This is a genomic window from Bradyrhizobium sp. CCBAU 45321 (assembly GCF_028128975.1).
Classification (GTDB): Bacteria; Pseudomonadota; Alphaproteobacteria; order Rhizobiales; family Xanthobacteraceae; genus Bradyrhizobium; species Bradyrhizobium yuanmingense.
This window is the reverse complement of sequence record NZ_LFKZ01000016.1, coordinates 123,815-139,021: the sequence shown is the minus strand read 5'-3', so window position 1 is coordinate 139,021 and position 15,207 is coordinate 123,815. Positions and strand designations below refer to the sequence as shown.

Annotated in this window: 15 protein-coding genes; 8 read left to right on the top strand and 7 right to left on the bottom strand. The window is 65.2% G+C overall.

Features of this window, described 5'->3' with window-relative positions:
* On the top strand, nucleotides 1–753 hold the full coding sequence (locus ACM43_RS04840) for a GntR family transcriptional regulator (protein WP_271538464.1): 753 nt from the start codon (nucleotides 1–3) through the stop codon (nucleotides 751–753).
* A gap of 11 nt (nucleotides 754–764) precedes the next feature.
* Nucleotides 765–1,745 carry a PDR/VanB family oxidoreductase gene (locus ACM43_RS04835; protein ID WP_271538462.1) on the top strand — a complete coding sequence of 327 codons (981 nt, stop codon included), beginning with the start codon at nucleotides 765–767 and terminating at the stop codon, nucleotides 1,743–1,745.
* Between the two features lie 232 nt (nucleotides 1,746–1,977).
* Here ACM43_RS04835 and ACM43_RS04830 read toward each other — a convergent pair whose 3' ends face one another.
* The 3 genes from ACM43_RS04830 to ACM43_RS04820 all read right to left on the bottom strand — a co-directional run bounded on the left by ACM43_RS04830 (nucleotide 1,978) and on the right by ACM43_RS04820 (nucleotide 5,602).
* Nucleotides 1,978–3,939 (bottom strand): putative bifunctional diguanylate cyclase/phosphodiesterase, encoded by a 1,962-nt coding sequence (locus ACM43_RS04830; RefSeq protein WP_271538460.1) that lies wholly within the window; start codon nucleotides 3,937–3,939, stop codon nucleotides 1,978–1,980.
* Between the two features lie 171 nt (nucleotides 3,940–4,110).
* The gene (locus ACM43_RS04825) at nucleotides 4,111–4,971 is read right to left on the bottom strand and encodes a DMT family transporter (RefSeq protein ID WP_271538458.1); all 861 of its coding nucleotides are present in this window, start codon (nucleotides 4,969–4,971) and stop codon (nucleotides 4,111–4,113) included.
* A 70-nt stretch (nucleotides 4,972–5,041) separates the two neighbouring features.
* Nucleotides 5,042–5,602, bottom strand: a complete 561-nt coding sequence (locus tag ACM43_RS04820) for a TetR/AcrR family transcriptional regulator (protein WP_271538456.1) — start codon at nucleotides 5,600–5,602, stop codon at nucleotides 5,042–5,044.
* A 284-nt stretch (nucleotides 5,603–5,886) separates the two neighbouring features.
* Between ACM43_RS04820 and ACM43_RS04815 the strand changes: the two genes are divergently transcribed.
* Entirely contained in the window at nucleotides 5,887–6,831 is a 945-nt protein-coding gene (locus ACM43_RS04815) for a hypothetical protein (protein ID WP_271538454.1), read from the top strand.
* Between the two features lie 11 nt (nucleotides 6,832–6,842).
* Here ACM43_RS04815 and ACM43_RS04810 read toward each other — a convergent pair whose 3' ends face one another.
* Entirely contained in the window at nucleotides 6,843–7,208 is a 366-nt protein-coding gene (locus ACM43_RS04810; RefSeq protein WP_271538452.1) for a nuclear transport factor 2 family protein, read from the bottom strand.
* A 99-nt stretch (nucleotides 7,209–7,307) separates the two neighbouring features.
* Between ACM43_RS04810 and ACM43_RS04805 the strand changes: the two genes are divergently transcribed.
* From ACM43_RS04805 to hemC, 3 genes are read left to right on the top strand one after another with little or no spacing between them, the layout of a single operon-like run.
* Nucleotides 7,308–7,898, top strand: coding sequence for a TetR/AcrR family transcriptional regulator (locus ACM43_RS04805; protein WP_271538450.1), 591 nt, complete (start codon nucleotides 7,308–7,310; stop codon nucleotides 7,896–7,898).
* Between the two features lie 53 nt (nucleotides 7,899–7,951).
* Complete coding sequence (locus ACM43_RS04800; RefSeq protein WP_271538448.1) at nucleotides 7,952–9,577, top strand: GMC family oxidoreductase; 1,626 nt, start codon at nucleotides 7,952–7,954, stop codon at nucleotides 9,575–9,577.
* Nucleotides 9,578–9,601: 24 nt separating this feature from the next.
* On the top strand, nucleotides 9,602–10,582 hold the full coding sequence (gene hemC, locus ACM43_RS04795) for a hydroxymethylbilane synthase (protein ID WP_271538446.1): 981 nt from the start codon (nucleotides 9,602–9,604) through the stop codon (nucleotides 10,580–10,582).
* Nucleotides 10,583–10,742: 160 nt separating this feature from the next.
* On the opposite strand, the gene hemE is transcribed toward hemC, so the two are convergent.
* The gene (hemE, locus tag ACM43_RS04790) at nucleotides 10,743–11,777 is read right to left on the bottom strand and encodes a uroporphyrinogen decarboxylase (RefSeq protein ID WP_271538444.1); all 1,035 of its coding nucleotides are present in this window, start codon (nucleotides 11,775–11,777) and stop codon (nucleotides 10,743–10,745) included.
* A gap of 106 nt (nucleotides 11,778–11,883) precedes the next feature.
* Between hemE and ACM43_RS04785 the strand changes: the two genes are divergently transcribed.
* Together ACM43_RS04785 and ACM43_RS04780 are read left to right on the top strand one after the other, a co-directional pair.
* Nucleotides 11,884–12,099, top strand: coding sequence for a hypothetical protein (locus ACM43_RS04785; protein WP_036035323.1), 216 nt, complete (start codon nucleotides 11,884–11,886; stop codon nucleotides 12,097–12,099).
* A gap of 173 nt (nucleotides 12,100–12,272) precedes the next feature.
* Nucleotides 12,273–14,174, top strand: coding sequence for a diguanylate cyclase (locus ACM43_RS04780; protein ID WP_271538441.1), 1,902 nt, complete (start codon nucleotides 12,273–12,275; stop codon nucleotides 14,172–14,174).
* A gap of 6 nt (nucleotides 14,175–14,180) precedes the next feature.
* Here the strand turns inward: ACM43_RS04780 and ACM43_RS04775 are convergent, their stop codons facing one another.
* The gene (locus ACM43_RS04775) at nucleotides 14,181–14,399 is read right to left on the bottom strand and encodes a SlyX family protein (RefSeq protein WP_036024763.1); all 219 of its coding nucleotides are present in this window, start codon (nucleotides 14,397–14,399) and stop codon (nucleotides 14,181–14,183) included.
* Complete coding sequence (gene trhO / locus ACM43_RS04770; protein WP_271538438.1) at nucleotides 14,389–15,156, bottom strand: oxygen-dependent tRNA uridine(34) hydroxylase TrhO; 768 nt, start codon at nucleotides 15,154–15,156, stop codon at nucleotides 14,389–14,391. Before trhO ends, ACM43_RS04775 begins: the two co-directional genes overlap by 11 nt.
* Nucleotides 15,157–15,207 lie beyond the last annotated feature (51 nt).

The following is a 15,207-nucleotide window of genomic DNA, read 5'->3' as shown; positions in this document are numbered from 1 at the left end:
ATGGCCGAGCGTGAGGTCGACCGCTCCATCTCGCAAACCGTGAAGGCGCAGCTCGCGCTGCGCGACCAGATCCTCTCGGGCGCCTTGCGGCCGGGCGAGCGCATATCCGAGCTTCAGGCGGTGGAGACGACAGGCGCCTCGCGCACGCCGGTACGCATGGCGCTGGTGCGGCTGGAGGAGGAGGGGCTGTTGGAGGCGATCCCCTCCGGCGGCTTCATGGTGAAGGCGTTTTCGGAGCGCGACATCTCCGATTCCATCGAGCTGCGCGGCACACTGGAAGGCCTGGCGGCGCGCTTTGCCGCCGAGCGCGGCGTCTCCGCGCGCGAGCTCGAGCCGCTGAAGGAGTGCCTTGCTGCGATCGACGAGCTGCTGGGGCAGGTGCCGATCTCGGTCGATGCTTTCTCGTCCTACGTCGCGCTGAATGCGCGCTTCCACGCCCAGCTCACGGAACTGTCGCGCAGCCCCCCGCTGATCCGGCAGATCGACCGCGCCTCGGCGCTGCCGTTTGCCTCGCCGAGCGGCTTCGTGATGGCGCAATCGGCGCTGCCGGAGGCGCAGCAGATCCTGATCATCGCCCAGGAGCACCATCGCGTCGTGATCGACGCCATCGAGAACCGCGAAGGCGCGCGCGCCGAGGCCGTCATGCGCGAGCATGCCCGGCTCGCGGTGCGAAACCTGCGGCTCGCGCTGCGCAACCGCACCCATCTCGACCTCTTGCCGGCGCTCGCGCTGCTCAAGACCGCAACCGATTGAGGGCAGTCACCATGCGCTTCATCGAGACCTGGACCCCGGCAACGCTCGTCACCACCCGCGATCTCACCCCGAACGTCCGCGAATTCCTGATCAAGCCGGATCAGTTCGAGGCCGCGGCCTATCCGGTCGGCAGCCACATCAATGTCAGCGTCACCATCGACGGCCTGCCGGAGACGCGGTCCTATTCGCTGGTCGGTGAGGTCTCGTCGCACGGCCTCCGAATTGCTGTGCGCCGTGCCGAGGATTCCCGTGGCGGCTCCCGCTACATGTGGTCCTTGCAGCCGGGCGCGCGACTCGACATCACCCAGCCCGCCTCGCTGCTCGCGGTCGATTGGACCCGCGACAATTATTGCCTGATTGCCGGCGGCATCGGCATCACCCCGATCCTCGGCGCCGCGCAGGCGCTGGCGCGGCGCGGGGCGGATGTCACGCTGCATTATGCCGTACGCTCGCGCCGCGAGGCCGCCTATCTCGACGACCTCGCCACGATGCTTGGTGACCGCCTCGTCGTTCATGCCAGCGACAAAGGCAGCCGGCTCGATCTCGACGCGCTGTTCGCCTCATTGCCGCAAGGCACGCTGGCCCTGTTCTGCGGCCCGATGCGCATGCTCGACGCCGCACGCCATGCCTGGATCGGCGCCGGCCATCCGCTCCCCGATCTGCGCTACGAGACCTTCGGCTCCAGCGGCACGCTGCCGACCGAAACGTTCCGGGTGCGCCTGAAGGACTCCGGTGTCGAGCTCGAGATCCCGCGCGAGCGCTCGATGCTCGACGTGCTCAATGCCAGCGGCTTTGAGGTGATATCCGATTGCAAGCGCGGCGAATGCGGCCTCTGCGCCATCGACGTGGTCGACGTCGACGGCGAGATCGACCATCGCGACGTCTTCTTCAGCGACCACGAGAAGAAGAGCAACCACAAGATCTGCACCTGCGTCTCTCGGGCGCGCGGCACGATCACGGTAGATACGTTGCTGCGCGCGGATGCGGTTTGAAGGAGGCCGGAGCGGGACTCTCCTAGGAGCAAGCAGACGGCGCCGCGGGCTCCACCTCTCCCGCTTGCGGGAGAGGTCGCGCCGAAGGCGCGGGTGAGGGTTCTCTCCTCTGGGGGAATCCCTGTAGCCCGGATGGAGCGCAGCGAAATCCGGGGCGGTGTTGCTCCGGCGCACACTCGTCCCGGATTGCGCTCCGCTCCATCCGGGCTACGAAGGACCAATCGGTAGAGCCCTACGCCGCGTGGATCGCCCGATATTTCTTCGTCTCCAGCAGCGCCATCACCCCATCCGCGGCCACCGGCCGGCTGATCAGATAGCCCTGCACCTCGTCGCAACTGATCTGCCTGAGATATTCGAGCTGGTCGGCGGTCTCGACCCCCTCCGCAACGACGCCGATCCGCAAATCGCTCGCAAGCGAGATCACCGATTTCACGATGGCCGCGCAGTCCGGCTGCACCAGCATGTCGCGGATGAAGGACTGGTCGATCTTGATGCGGCTGAACGGCAGCTTGCGGAGGTAGGTCAGCGAGGAGAAGCCGGTGCCGAAATCGTCGAGCGCGAGGGTGACACCGAGCTCCAGCAGCGCGTTCAGGACCGTCGCGGCCGAACCGTATTTCGCCAGCAGCATCGATTCCGTGATCTCGATCTCGAGCCGATGCGGGGCGATCCTGGCGTCGGCGAGCGCCTGCACGATGGTCTGGAGGATGGCGGTGTTGTGGAATTGCGCGGCCGAGAAATTCACGGCGACCCTGATCTCTTCCGGCCAATCCGCAACCGTCGCGCAGGCGCGGCGGATGACCCATTCGCCGATCTCGTGGATCAGCCCGGTCTCCTCCGCGATTGGTATGAATTCACTCGGCGGTACCAGCCCCCGCGAAGGATGCTGCCAGCGCAATAGCGCCTCGAAGCCGGTGATCCGGTTGGTGCCGAGATCGAGGAACGGCTGGAACACCAGAAACAGCTCGTTGCGCGCAATCGCGCCTGCGAGGTCCGCTTGCAGCGCCTTGCGCTCGCGGGACGATTTGTCGTCGGCCTGTTCGAAGAAGCAGACCGTGCCCGGCCCCACCTTCTTGGCGCGGTAGAGCGCGGCATCGGCATTCTTCATGAGGTCGAGCGGCGTGTTGCCGTCGCGTGGCGCCAGCACGATGCCGACGCTGATCGCGCCGACCATCTGGCGGCCCTCGATCTGGAACGGCTCGCTGAACGCCGCGACGAAGCGTTCGGCGATCTCGAGCGCATCCTCGGGCCGTGTCAGATTGGCCATCACCAGCGCGAACTCGTCGCCGCCGATCCGCGCGACGTGCTCGGCGGCGCGCGTGCAGCGTTGCAGGCGGCTGGCGACCTGGACCAGGAATTCGTCGCCGGCGGGATGGCCGAACTGGTCGTTGACCTCCTTGAAGCGGTCGAGATCGAGCAGGAGCACCGCGAATTCCTCGCCCGATAGCGCCAGCCGCTTGAGCGCGGCATCGAGCGTTTCGTTGAAGGCGACGCGGTTGGGCAGGTGGGTCAGGGGATCGAGCCGCACCGTGCGCTCGGCCTCGATCTGCCGGATGACGCGCCGCGCGAACGAGAACGAATTGACGAACACGCCGCGCAAAAGGACGCTGCCGTAGATCACGACGAGAAAGGCGATGAGGAGAAAGGCGAGATCGCCGTTCCGGCCGAGGCAGATGGCGATGCCTAGGAAGATCGGCGCCGTGAAGGCGATCGCCGCGATCGGGATGGTCGCGAAGGCGAGCGCGCCGCCGGCCAGCATGCCCGCGCACAGGCAGGTAATGACGAGCTGGCCGCCGCTGGAAGCGTCGGCGAAGAAGGCGACCGGGACGATGCCCCAGGCCGCGCCGAGGATGAAGGCGTTGCGCACCAGCCGATACATCGCGCGACGCGAGACGAATTGCGGCTTGGTGATGCGGCGCGCGACGTGGGATTGCAGGCCAAATCCGATCGCGGCGCTGGCGACAGCCGCCGCCCAGATCAGGGCGGGCATCCTGTCCGGCGACTGCCACAGCGCGATGGCTAGCACAATGGCGTTGCAGGCATTGGCCAGCATGATCCCGACCGAATAGCCGAGCACCAGCGACATCTGCTCGGCGCGGATATGCCCGGCCACCGCCTCGTCGGTTGCGGGACCGCCAAAGGCCGACAGATCGCCGGCGAACAGCCGTGCGACATAGTTGGTCGTTCGAGTCCGCATTAAGGAGCCTGGCAGCGAGCGTCTTTCGTCGGGCGCGTAACCGAGAATTCGCCGCAAACCTTTGACGAACTATGAATTATCCCCCGTTTGGCGCGCCGGCCGCCACCACTTCTGCGTGTTCATCACGAAGTATCGATAACAAATCGATACAAACGCCCGGCAAGCCGGACATCAAACGGGGCGAGGGCGCGGCCTCAGCTGAGTGATGGCGACCCCCGACATCGCGAGCAGTCCGCCGACGATCAGCTTCGGCGTCAGTCGGTCGCCGAGAAACAGTACGCTCGAAAGCAAGGCGAACACCGGAAGCAGCAGACCGAAGGGCGCGACGCGGACCATCGAGCAACGGGCGATCAGCCAGAACCAGAGGCCAAACCCGACAATTCCTCCCACGAAGATCGTGTAGGCGAGCGCCAGCCAGCCCCGTTCGCCCGCTGTCGCAAGGCTCGCCGCTTGTCCATACTCCAGCAGCAGCGACATCAACATGACCTGCGGCACCGTGAGCAGCGACGACCATCCCATCAGCATCAAGGGGTCAAAGGGGCCGTAGCGTTTCGTCAGCACGTTGGATACCGCGAAGGCGAAAGCTGCTCCGACCACAAGCAGCAGCGGAAGGGGATTCGCGGACTGGCCCGGCTCCGCCGCCAACACGGTCACGCCGACGAATGCAAGCATCACCCCGGCGCAGGTGGCAAGTGACGGTCTCTCCGCCAGCAGCGGCCAGGCCAACAGGACGGTGAAGGGCGTGGCGAGTTGGTATGCGACGGCCGACATGCTTCCAGAGCCGAGCCCAAGGCCAACGTAGAAGAGCCCGAAATTCAGTCCGCCCAGGAAAAGCGAAATGGCTGCGACCGGGCCGAGCTGTCGATGCGTGGGCCTGGCGACGAACGGCACGAGCAGCAGTGCGATGGCCAGAAAGCGCAGTGCGAGGAAGAAGAGCGGCGGAAACTCCGCAACGCCCACCTTGATGGCCACGAACTGATAACCCCAGATCAGGGGAACGGCGATCGCGCAGACGATCTGGATGGCAGACATGGCGCACGTCCCTTTCAAGACTGATCAGTCCAAATATAGGCCCATCATCAGCGGAAGCATTGCGGGGTCCTTACCTGACGAAACGACCGATGAGAACGTCGACGGCGGCCTGCGATGTCGTTCGTACCGGTGCCGTCTTGCCGACCACGCGCAGCCCTTCAACGAAACAGACGAGAACCCGGGCGGCCGTTGCTGGCTCGATGCCGTCGGCCAACCTGCCCGCCGCTTTCGCGCGGGACAGGGCCTCCGTCACCTTGGCCTCCATCGCCTTGAAGAAGCTCGCAACGCGTCGACCGACTTCGGCATCCCCGCCAGCCAGTTCCATGGCCGTGGCCACCAGGAGGCATCCGCGCCGACCATTGCTGCCGCTGGTGCGCTCGACGTAGCCGGCAAGATAGGCCCGCAGGCCGTCGACCGGGTCGTTTCGAGGATCGAATTCGACATCCATCCGCGCCAAGGCATCCGCAATGTAGCGATCGAGCGCGCGCAAGAAGAGCGAATGCTTATCACCGAAAGCGGCGTAGAGACTGCCCCGCGACAGCCTGGTCGCACGAAGGAGATCGGGCAGCGCCGTGGCGTGATAGCCGCGCGACCAGAACACATCCATCGCGCGTTCGACGGCGGCGTTCATGTCGAAACTTCGCGGTCGGCCACGGGGCAACGGCGCTGGGGTGTTTTGCCTCATGCGGATATATAGACCGATCAGTCGATAAATGACAAGCCCCTCGCAATCGCAGCGCACCGTGCTCTGGGGATCATCTGCTTCCCAGTCGGACGTCAACAGCAATTGCTCCGCTGCCGTTTGCTCGTCAGCGGATCGAGACGTCTCATTGATCGCGTGATACGTTCCTGGACCGATCAGGCGACCATGCGCCGCGTCGGCACGGATGCGTTCGAAATCCCGGGGGCCTGTCCATGAGCGAGCCTTCAGCCGACGTGTCGGCAACTGTCGAATACACGATGGACAAGTGGCGGATGGACCGGGTCCCATGGGCGATGTGGGCTTGCGTCGCCGGCCTTGCGGTCGCGCTTAACGCCGAGAGTCGCGGCCAGAATGGAGCCGTTTTGGCCGTCGTCTATGTGGCTCTATTGGGTCTGGCATTCGCAGGCTATGCACTGACGAGCCTGATCGGACGGTCCGGCCTGCCCTTGCTGCTGGAATTGTTGATCGGCGTCCTTGTCCTGATCATCGTCTCCGGCGTGATCGGTGTGATCAGCGTGTTGGTCGGCGGGCCAAGCGGCCGCTCCAGCTATGTCGGCGCCATGCGCAGTCTCTATTGGAGCCATCTCGTGAACCCATCGCTGAATGTTTTCGGCTGGATGATGCTTTACTTGGGATTGGGATGGATCGCGTTTTCAGCTTACCGGCACTTTTACGCGGATCGGGCGGTCGTCTCCATGTCTTCCGCGGGCATCCACTTCCACAGGCCATGGCTCAAAGGTCTCTTCATTCCCTGGCAGGAGGTGCGCGGGGTGGGCCATCTGGTCGTTCCCGGCATCTCGGGGGTGCCGTACGTCAGTCCATACGCTGCGGCCGTCACGGTAGGGCGGGACTTCTATGAGCAGCACATCGCCTCGAAGCGCAGCTTCTTCGCGCCACCCGGGGCAGAGGCCATGTTCCAGCCGAAAGGCGAGATGATGCAGGTGGTGCTGAGCAGCGCCGACATGGCGGTCAAGCCGGAAGATTTTCTCGGTCCTGCCGAGGTGCGATGGAAAGCCTTCGGGGATCGGGCCGGATCGTCATCACAGCCCGCCGGCACGATCGTCTATGGACGGTGGTCCATCAACGGATCTGCATGGCAGGCGGTTCAGTTTCTTGCGCCTCTCGTCGGCCTGGCCGTGGTCGTGCTGTACCGATAGGGCATTCCCGCTCAGCGTCCGAGTTGCTTCGGATCATAGAAGAAGCGCTCCTCGGCGATCTCATTGCCTCGCCAGGTCTGCCACGCAACCTCTTCCAATGTCCGCGTCGCGCCCTCGGCGTGGGTGAACGAGAATTTCCAGCGGCTGGCGACGACGTCGCCATCGATCAGGCTCGGGCCGAGCCGCACGGCCGTGACCTTCTTGAACGCCGCCAGCACGCCGCGCTCCTTGTCCGCGAGCTTGTCGCGCCCGACCACGGGCTCGGCCAGGTTCTCATAGGTCGCGGCGTCCGGAGTGTAGTAATCGAGGATGGCGCCGACGAAGTCGCCATCCTCCAGCCGCTTGGCAAAGGCTTCGACGATCTCTCGGCTCGGCATGGCGACCTCACAATTAAAACCGACTGATAGTCGGTAAATACCGACCGATAGTCGAAAAGTCAACTGGCCGGCTGTACCGAATTCAACTAGACGAGACTCATGGCCAAACAGGCGGAGCGGCGGGCGGCAACATCGGAAGCGATCCTGGCGGCGGCGCGGCGCCTGTTCGGGACGCACGGCTTTGCCGCCACCACCATGGACGACATTGCCGAAGGCGCTTCGGTCGCCAAGGGCGCGGTCTATCATCACTTCAAGACCAAGGAGGCGGTGTTCGCAGCCGTGTTCGACCAGGTCTCGCGCGACCTCGTTGCCGAGATCGACCGCACGGCGCGCACTGAAAAGGACGTGCTCGCCGCCATGGTCGCCGGCACCCAGCACTATTTTGCGGCCACCGCGAAAGGTCCGACCGGCCAGGTCATTTTGCGTGACGGCCCGGCCGTGCTCGGCTGGGAGCGCTGGCGCGAGATAGACGCACAACATTTTGGCGGCAAGCTGCCGCGTGCGCTCTCCGCAGCGATGGAGGCTGGCCTGATCGCGCGCCAGCCGGTCGAGCCGCTGGCCCGGCTGCTGCTCGGCGCGGTGACCGAGGCCGCGGTCGCCTGCGCCGGACGCGTCGATGTCGCAAAGGCCGGCGCGGAATATGCCCGTGCGTTCAAGTCGCTGGTCGAGGCGCTGCGCGTCAGGGCTTGATTGTGCTACTCACGAGCTCGAAACGCCCACGCCAACAAGAAGAACAGTAGCGCATGAACGCAACTTCCTCCCTCGCACCCACCGATCCCGAATTCGACTACATCATCGTCGGCGCCGGCTCCGCCGGCTGCGTGCTCGCCAACAGGCTCTCGGCGAACGGCATGCACAGCGTGCTGCTGCTCGAGGCCGGCCCGAAGGATTCCAACATCTGGATCCACGTCCCGCTCGGCTACGGCAAGCTGTTCAAGGAGAAGAGCGTCAACTGGATGTACCAGACCGAACCGGAGCCCGAGCTGAAGGGCCGCCAGGTGTTCCAGCCGCGCGGAAAAACGCTGGGCGGATCGAGCTCGATCAACGGCCTGCTCTATGTCCGCGGCCAGCACGAGGACTACGACCGCTGGCGCCAGCTCGGCAACACCGGCTGGGGCTATGACGACGTGCTGCCCTATTTCAAGAAGGCCGAGAATCAGTCGCGCGGCGCCGATCAGTATCACGGCACGGGCGGGCCGCTCCCGGTGTCCAACATGATTGTGACCGATCCGTTGTCGAAGGCCTTCATCGACGCCGCCGTCGAGAGCGGTCTGCCCTACAATCCTGATTTCAACGGCGCGACGCAGGAAGGCGTCGGCCTGTTTCAGACCACGACGCGCAACGGCCGGCGCGCCTCGACGTCGGTCGCCTATCTCGGGCCTGCCAAGTCCCGCAGTAATCTCAAGATCGAGACCTCTGCGCACGCCCAACGCATCCTGTTCGAGGGGCGCCGCGCCGTCGGCGTCGAATACCGGCAGGGCGCAGCTTTGCGCCGCGCGCGTGCACGGCGGGAAGTCGTCGTGTCGAGCGGCGCCTACAACTCGCCGCAGCTGCTTCAGCTCTCAGGCGTCGGGCCCGGCGATCTCCTGCGCAAGCATGGCATCGAGGTGGTGCTCGATGCTGCCGGCGTGGGCCATGATCTGCAGGATCACATGCAGGTCCGCATCGTCATGCGCTGCTCGCAGAAGATCACGCTCAACGACACCATCAATCATCCGCTTCGCCGCACCATGGCCGGCGCACGCTATGCGCTGTTTCGCAAGGGCTGGTTGACGATCGCTGCCGGCACGGCGGGCGCCTTCTTCAAGACCAGTCCGCGTCTCGCCTCGCCCGACATCCAGGTGCACTTCCTGCCGTTCTCGACCGACAAGATGGGCGAGAAGCTGCACGCCTTCTCCGGATTCACCGCCTCGGTGTGCCAGCTCCGGCCCGAGAGCCGCGGCACCCTGCGCATCAAGAGCGCAGACCCGACCGTGCCGCCGGAGATCCGGATCAATTACATGTCCACCGAGACCGACCGCACCACCAATGTCGAGGGCATCAAGATCCTGCGCAAGATACTGAACGCGCCGGCGCTGAAGCCTTTCGTGGTCAGTGAGTACGACCCCGGCGAAAAGGTATCCACGGACGCCGAGATCTTGGATTATTGCCGCGAGCGCGGCAGCACCATCTACCATCCGACCTCGACCTGTCGTATGGGCAACGACGCGCTCGCGGTGGTCGATCAGCGGCTGAAGGTGAGGGGGCTCGACGGCCTTCGCGTCGTCGATGGCTCGATCATGCCGGACCTCGTATCGGGGAACACCAATGCGCCGATCATTATGATCGCCGAGAAGGCGTCCGACATGATATTGGAGGATGCGCGATAAATTCGCCCTGAAAGGAAGTTCGACTTGGCTACTCGATTTCGGATCGGCACGCGGAAGAGCGCGATGGCGCTGGCACAGACGGAAGAGATTGCGCGCCGCCTGACCGCCGCCGTGCCCGGTCTCGACGTCGAGATCGTCAAGTTCGATACCACGGGCGATCTCGACCAGACCAGCAAGCTGCTGCCGCATGGCGGCAAAGGCGGCGCCTTCGTGGCGCAGATCCGCGCCGCCGTGCTGTCGGGTGAGCTCCAGGCAGCGATGCATTCGTTAAAGGACATGCCGGGCAACGAGGACACGCCCGGCCTCGTCATCGGCGCCACGCTGTCGCGCGATCCGCCTGGTGATGCGCTGGTGCTGCGCGAGGGTGTGACGCTGGAGGCGCTACGGCAGTCCCGCGGCAAGGGTTTCAAGATCGGCACCAACGCGGTGCGCCGCGCAGCCTATGCGCGGCGGCTGTTCCCCGATGTCGAGGTGATCCACTTCCGTGGCGCCGCCGACACGCGTGTGCGCAAGCTCGACCATGGCGAGAAGCAGCGCCTGCCGGATGGCGGCGCTGTAGGGCCCGCGGATGCGCTGATCATGGCGCGCTCGGGCCTCGACCGCGTCGGCCTGTCCCATCGCATCGCCTACGAATTCACAGCAGTGGAGATGTTGCCGGCGGCAGGGCAGGGCATCGTCGCGGTCGAATGCGCCGCGCAGGATTGGCAGACGCGACAGATCCTGTCGTCGATCGACGACGCCGCTGCGCACGCCTCCGCCGACGCCGAGCGCGAGGTGCTGTGGGTGCTCAACGGCCACTGCAATTCACCGGTGGCGGGCTTCTCGACCATCACGGGCGATCAGATGTCGCTCACCGCCTCCGTGCTCGATCTCTCCGGCAACACCATCATCGAAGCCTCGCGCACCGGGCCGGCCAACCGTCCGCGGGAGCTCGGCCGCGCGGTGGGATTGGACCTGTTGGCGAAGGGTGCGGCGGAGATCATCGAGCGCAGCCGGCCGCGGTAAGCATGCCGAAATCACGATCTCTGATGATGTCATTTTGCACGTGTTTTGCCCGACAAGTCAAAACGCACAGGCGAGTCACGCCAGTCCAAGCTTTTCAATGACTTGGCTACTGTGCATGGGGTTGTTTTTCGACTCTTGCCGCGCGAAGCGGCGAAACAAATCACCCCCGCACGCGCCTGATCATCTGCTCGACATGGGCGATCGGCGTCTCCGGCTGGATGCCGTGGCCGAGGTTGAAGATCAGCCGCCCGGCAGCAAAATTGGCCAGCACGTTGTCGACCGCGCCATCGAGCGCGGCGCCGCCCGTGATCAGCACCAGTGGATCGAGATTGCCCTGCACCGCGACCTTGCTCTGCACCCGCTCGCGAATGAAGTCAGGCTCCGCGGTCCAGTCGATGCTGACGGCGTTGACGCCGGTGGCTTCGACGTAACCGGGGAGCTGCGCGCCGGCCCCGCGCGGGAAGCCGATGATCTTCGCGTCCGGCACCTTGGCCCTGACGCCCTCCACGATACGCCGCGTCGGCTCGACCGACCAGCGCGCGAACTCGGTCGGCGGCAGCACGCCGGCCCAGGTGTCGAAGATCTGCAACGCGTCGGCCCCGGCGTCGAGCTGTGCCAGCAGATATTGAATAGAGTTGTCGACCAGGACGTCGATGATCTCTGAGAAAGCTTCCGGATGGCGGTAGGCCATCATCCGGGCCGGCGCCTGGTCCGGCGTGCCGTGGCCCGCGACCATGTAAGTCGCCACCGTCCACGGTGCGCCGCAGAAGCCGATCAGCGCGGTCCTGGGATCGAGCGCGCCGCGCACGATCTTCAGCGCCTCGAACACCGGCTCTAGCTTGCCGAAATCGGCGCGCGTCGCCAGCGTCGCCACCTTGGCCGGATCGTCCAGCGGCTCGAGCCGCGGGCCCTCGCCGGCCTCGAACCGCACCGAACGTCCAAGCGCATAGGGGATCACCAGGATGTCGGAGAAGATGATCGCCGCATCGAAACCGAACCTCCGGATCGGCTGCAGCGTCACCTCGGCGGCAAGCTCCGGGTTGAAGCAGAGATCGAGGAAGCCGCCCGCCTTGGCGCGCACCTCGCGATATTCCGGCAGGTAGCGCCCGGCCTGGCGCATCATCCACATGGGCGGGATGGCTTGGCGCTGGCCAGAGAGGACGTCGATGAAGGGTTTCGTCGAAGGCTGGGGCACGAATGGTCCTGAAAAAGGTTGTGCCTCCTGATACACCGCTGCGGCCCTCAGCGGAACAGTGGAACCAGCGCAATCGGGCCGCGTTGACCAGCCAATGGAGGAGATCATGGCTGAGACATTCAACCCCGCGCCGCACGATAAGCACGCCGAAGACCTGCGCGAGGCGCTCGCTGCCGATCGGCAGTCCAAGCTCGACGACGGGCTGAGGGACACGTTCCCAGCGTCCGATCCCGTGAGCGCGGCGCAGCCGACGCCCTCGAAGGCCGACGCCGATGCCGAGCATCCTTCGCTCTGGGCCAAGGTCAAGGCCATCTTCAGCTAGCGGCGGCGGGCGCCGGATTCCGATCGGCCCGCTAATGTCTTGTTAGCGATGCGCCGATCGCCGCGTCCGTAAGACTACTGGAAAGGGCGGAAACCGCCGCGTAGTCCGGTAGCGATTTCAGAATTAAATAACACAAGCGGCAGAGTTTCCGAGCGATCGGAGGACCCTGCCGCATGAGTGCTACCCAACGAGCCGGATGGAGCCGCCTGCCGCTGCGCGCGGCGGCTTTCGTCGCGCTGACCTGCGCGACCATCCTCGGCGTCAGCGGTTGGCGTGAATGGACGGCACGCCACGCGGTGCTCAAGGACGCCGAGATGGAGATGGCGAACGTTGCCCGTTCGCTGACCCAGCATGCCGAAGACAGCCTCGATCTCCTGGATTCCGGTGTCGTCGGCGTGGTCAGCCGGTTGGAAATGGATGGCACCGCCCCGGTCACGATCGCGAAGCTGCGCACCTTGCTTGATGTGCGCAAGAAGGCGATCGCGCGCATTCACAGCCTCGCCATCATCGATGATCAGGGCAACTGGCTGACCTCACCCGGTACGATCGGCACGACCTTCAGCGACGATGCCTTCTTCCGCTATCACCAGCTCTCGCCGAAGCGCGAGGCCCATGTCGGCCGTCCGGTGAAGAGCCTGCTGGACGGCGAATGGGTCGTCACCCTGTCACGCCGCTTCAACAAGCAGGACGGTAGCTTCGGTGGCGTGGTGCTCGCGACCATCAGCTCGAACTATCTGTCGCATTTCTACAAGCAGTTCGAGATCGGCCGCAACAGCTCCGTGTCACTGGCGCATGGCGACGGACTGATCGTCGCGCGCAATCCCAGCAACGAGACGTTCGTCGGGCGTAGTGTCGCCGACAAGCCGTTGTTCCGCGAGCCGAGCCTGCAACGGCCGAGTGGCGCCTATCATTTCACCTCGCCGCTGGACGGTGCCGAACGCGTCAGCTTCTTCAATCGCAGCAGTCGATTCCCGCTCCTCCTGCTCGCTACCGTCGACAAGGACGAGCTGCTCGCGCCGTGGCGCGCGGCGGCGATCTCCCGCATGCTCTACGTGCTCGCGCTGGTGATGCTGATCGCAGTCATCGGCGGCGTGCTGGTGCGGCAGTTGCAGCGCGGCCAGCGCATGGCCGTCGCGCTGACCGAGACGGAGGCGCATTTCCGCCTGCTCGCCGAAGGCTCCAGCGACATGGTGACGCGGATCGGCCTCGATGAGCGGCTGCGTTATGTCTCGCCCTCGTCAGTCCGTGTCGTCGGCTGGCGTCCAAATCAGTTGATCGGCACGCCGGCCCTCGCGGGTATCAATCCGGAAGACCTGCCGGAGGTCCAGGCGATCGTCGACGCGATGAAGCGCGGTGAGAAGGAGGAGGCGCGTCTCACCTACCGCAACTCGCATCGGCAGAACGGCGAGATCTGGCTCGAATCGACCATGCGGGTGACACGCAAGGACGATGGCCGCGTCGACGGTGTGGTTGCGATCTCCCGCGACATCACCGAGCACAAGAGGCTGGAAACCAGGCTCGAGACGCTGGCGATCGAGGACAGTCTCACCGGCCTCGCCAATCGCCGTCGTTTCGACGAACGCCTGAAGGAGGAATGGGCGCGCGCCTATCGCGATCGCTCCAGCCTTGCTCTGCTGATGATCGACGTCGACCACTTCAAGGCCTACAACGATGAATACGGCCATCCCGCGGGCGATGCCTGCCTGCGCCTGATCGCCAAGATCATCGCGGCCGAAGCGCAGCGCGCCGGCGATCTGGCGGCGCGTTATGGCGGTGAGGAATTCGCCATGCTGCTGCCGAATATCGATGCCGCCGGCTGCGCCCGCGTCGGCGAACGGATCCGCATCGCCATTCACGAGGCCGGCCTCGCCCATAGCAGCAATCAGGCGGCTGGATGCGTCACTGCCTCGCTTGGCGGCGCAGCCTGCCGACCGGCGTTCGAACGAACCGCGGGGGTCGCTGCGCTGGTCGAAGCTGCCGACCGGGCGCTCTATGCCGCCAAGGCCGCAGGCCGCAACCGCCTGGTAATGTCCGGCGAGGTCATGGACCTGCTGCCCAAGGCGTCCGGCCAGTAACACCGCTCAATAATGCGGCGGAGGCTCGTTGGCAGGCCCCGGCGCATTTGCCTCGGCGTCCTGCAGCCGAGCATTGAGCTCGGTGATCTGCCGCGTCAGCCTGTCGATCTGCTTCCACTGCGCGGTGATGGTCTGGTTCAACGTCTCGATCGTATCGTCCTGGTAGGCGAGGCGCGTTTCCAGCGTGTCGATGCGCTCGCTCAGCGTCTTGATCTCATTCGTCACGCGTTACGTCCTTGTTTTTCTCGCGCAAGCCGTGACTGAGCGCCACGCGCTCGTCGAACACGAAGCATTCGCCGCGCCAGCGGCTCTCCGCCTCCGGCACGTCTTCCAGATATCTCAGGATGCCGCCCTTGAGGTGATAGACCTCGGCAAAGCCGCGTGCGAGCAGATGCGCGCTCGCCTTCTCGCAGCGGATGCCGCCGGTGCAGAACATCGCGATCCTGCGGTGCCGTGCCGGATCGAGCTGCTCGGCGGCAAAGTCCTTAAACTGGCCGAAGCTCTTGATGCCGGGATCGAGCGCGCCCTCGAACGTGCCCATCGCGACCTCGAAGGCGTTGCGGGTGTCGAGCACGAGGGTATCGGGTGCTGCGATCAGCGCGTTCCATTCGCGCGGATCGACATAGGTGCCGACCTGGCGCGTCGGATCGGCGGCCGCATCGCCCAGCGTGACGATTTCCTTCTTCAGCCGCACCTTCAGCCGTCCGAACGGCATCGCCTCCGCAGCGGAGAATTTCAATTCGAGATTATCGAGCCTGCCGGCGAACATGTCGCCGCGTGCGAGCTCGTGAGCGAAGGCGTCGATCGCCTCCCGTGCACCGGCGACCGTGCCGTTGATGCCCTCCTGCGCCAGCAACACGCTGCCCTTCAGCCCAAGGCCGGCGCAGCAGGCGCGCAGCGGCTCGCGCAGCTCGCGGTAATCCGGGAGGGCGACGAATTGATAGAAGGCACAGACCTTGTAAGGCGTATTGCTCGACGTCATGGCCGCTCGTTTAGCAGGCGGCCCGCGCCCGGAAAACCCGCATCGCAAGAG

Excerpts from the sequence above, each read along its gene's own strand:
- ACM43_RS04825 (WP_271538458.1), bottom strand. The coding sequence starts at position 4,971 with ATGTCTGCCATCCAGATCGTCTGCGCGATCGCCGTTCCCCTGATCTGG.
- ACM43_RS04810 (WP_271538452.1), bottom strand. The coding sequence starts at position 7,208 with ATGCCGAGCCGAGAGATCGTCGAAGCCTTTGCCAAGCGGCTGGAGGAT.
- ACM43_RS04840 (WP_271538464.1), top strand. The coding sequence starts at position 1 with ATGGCCGAGCGTGAGGTCGACCGCTCCATCTCGCAAACCGTGAAGGCG.
- ACM43_RS04780 (WP_271538441.1), top strand. The coding sequence starts at position 12,273 with ATGAGTGCTACCCAACGAGCCGGATGGAGCCGCCTGCCGCTGCGCGCG.
- ACM43_RS04785 (WP_036035323.1), top strand. The coding sequence starts at position 11,884 with ATGGCTGAGACATTCAACCCCGCGCCGCACGATAAGCACGCCGAAGAC.
- trhO (WP_271538438.1), bottom strand. The coding sequence starts at position 15,156 with ATGACGTCGAGCAATACGCCTTACAAGGTCTGTGCCTTCTATCAATTC.
- ACM43_RS04800 (WP_271538448.1), top strand. The coding sequence starts at position 7,952 with ATGAACGCAACTTCCTCCCTCGCACCCACCGATCCCGAATTCGACTAC.
- ACM43_RS04835 (WP_271538462.1), top strand. The coding sequence starts at position 765 with ATGCGCTTCATCGAGACCTGGACCCCGGCAACGCTCGTCACCACCCGC.
- ACM43_RS04815 (WP_271538454.1), top strand. The coding sequence starts at position 5,887 with ATGAGCGAGCCTTCAGCCGACGTGTCGGCAACTGTCGAATACACGATG.
- ACM43_RS04830 (WP_271538460.1), bottom strand. The coding sequence starts at position 3,939 with ATGCGGACTCGAACGACCAACTATGTCGCACGGCTGTTCGCCGGCGAT.
- ACM43_RS04805 (WP_271538450.1), top strand. The coding sequence starts at position 7,308 with ATGGCCAAACAGGCGGAGCGGCGGGCGGCAACATCGGAAGCGATCCTG.
- ACM43_RS04820 (WP_271538456.1), bottom strand. The coding sequence starts at position 5,602 with ATGAACGCCGCCGTCGAACGCGCGATGGATGTGTTCTGGTCGCGCGGC.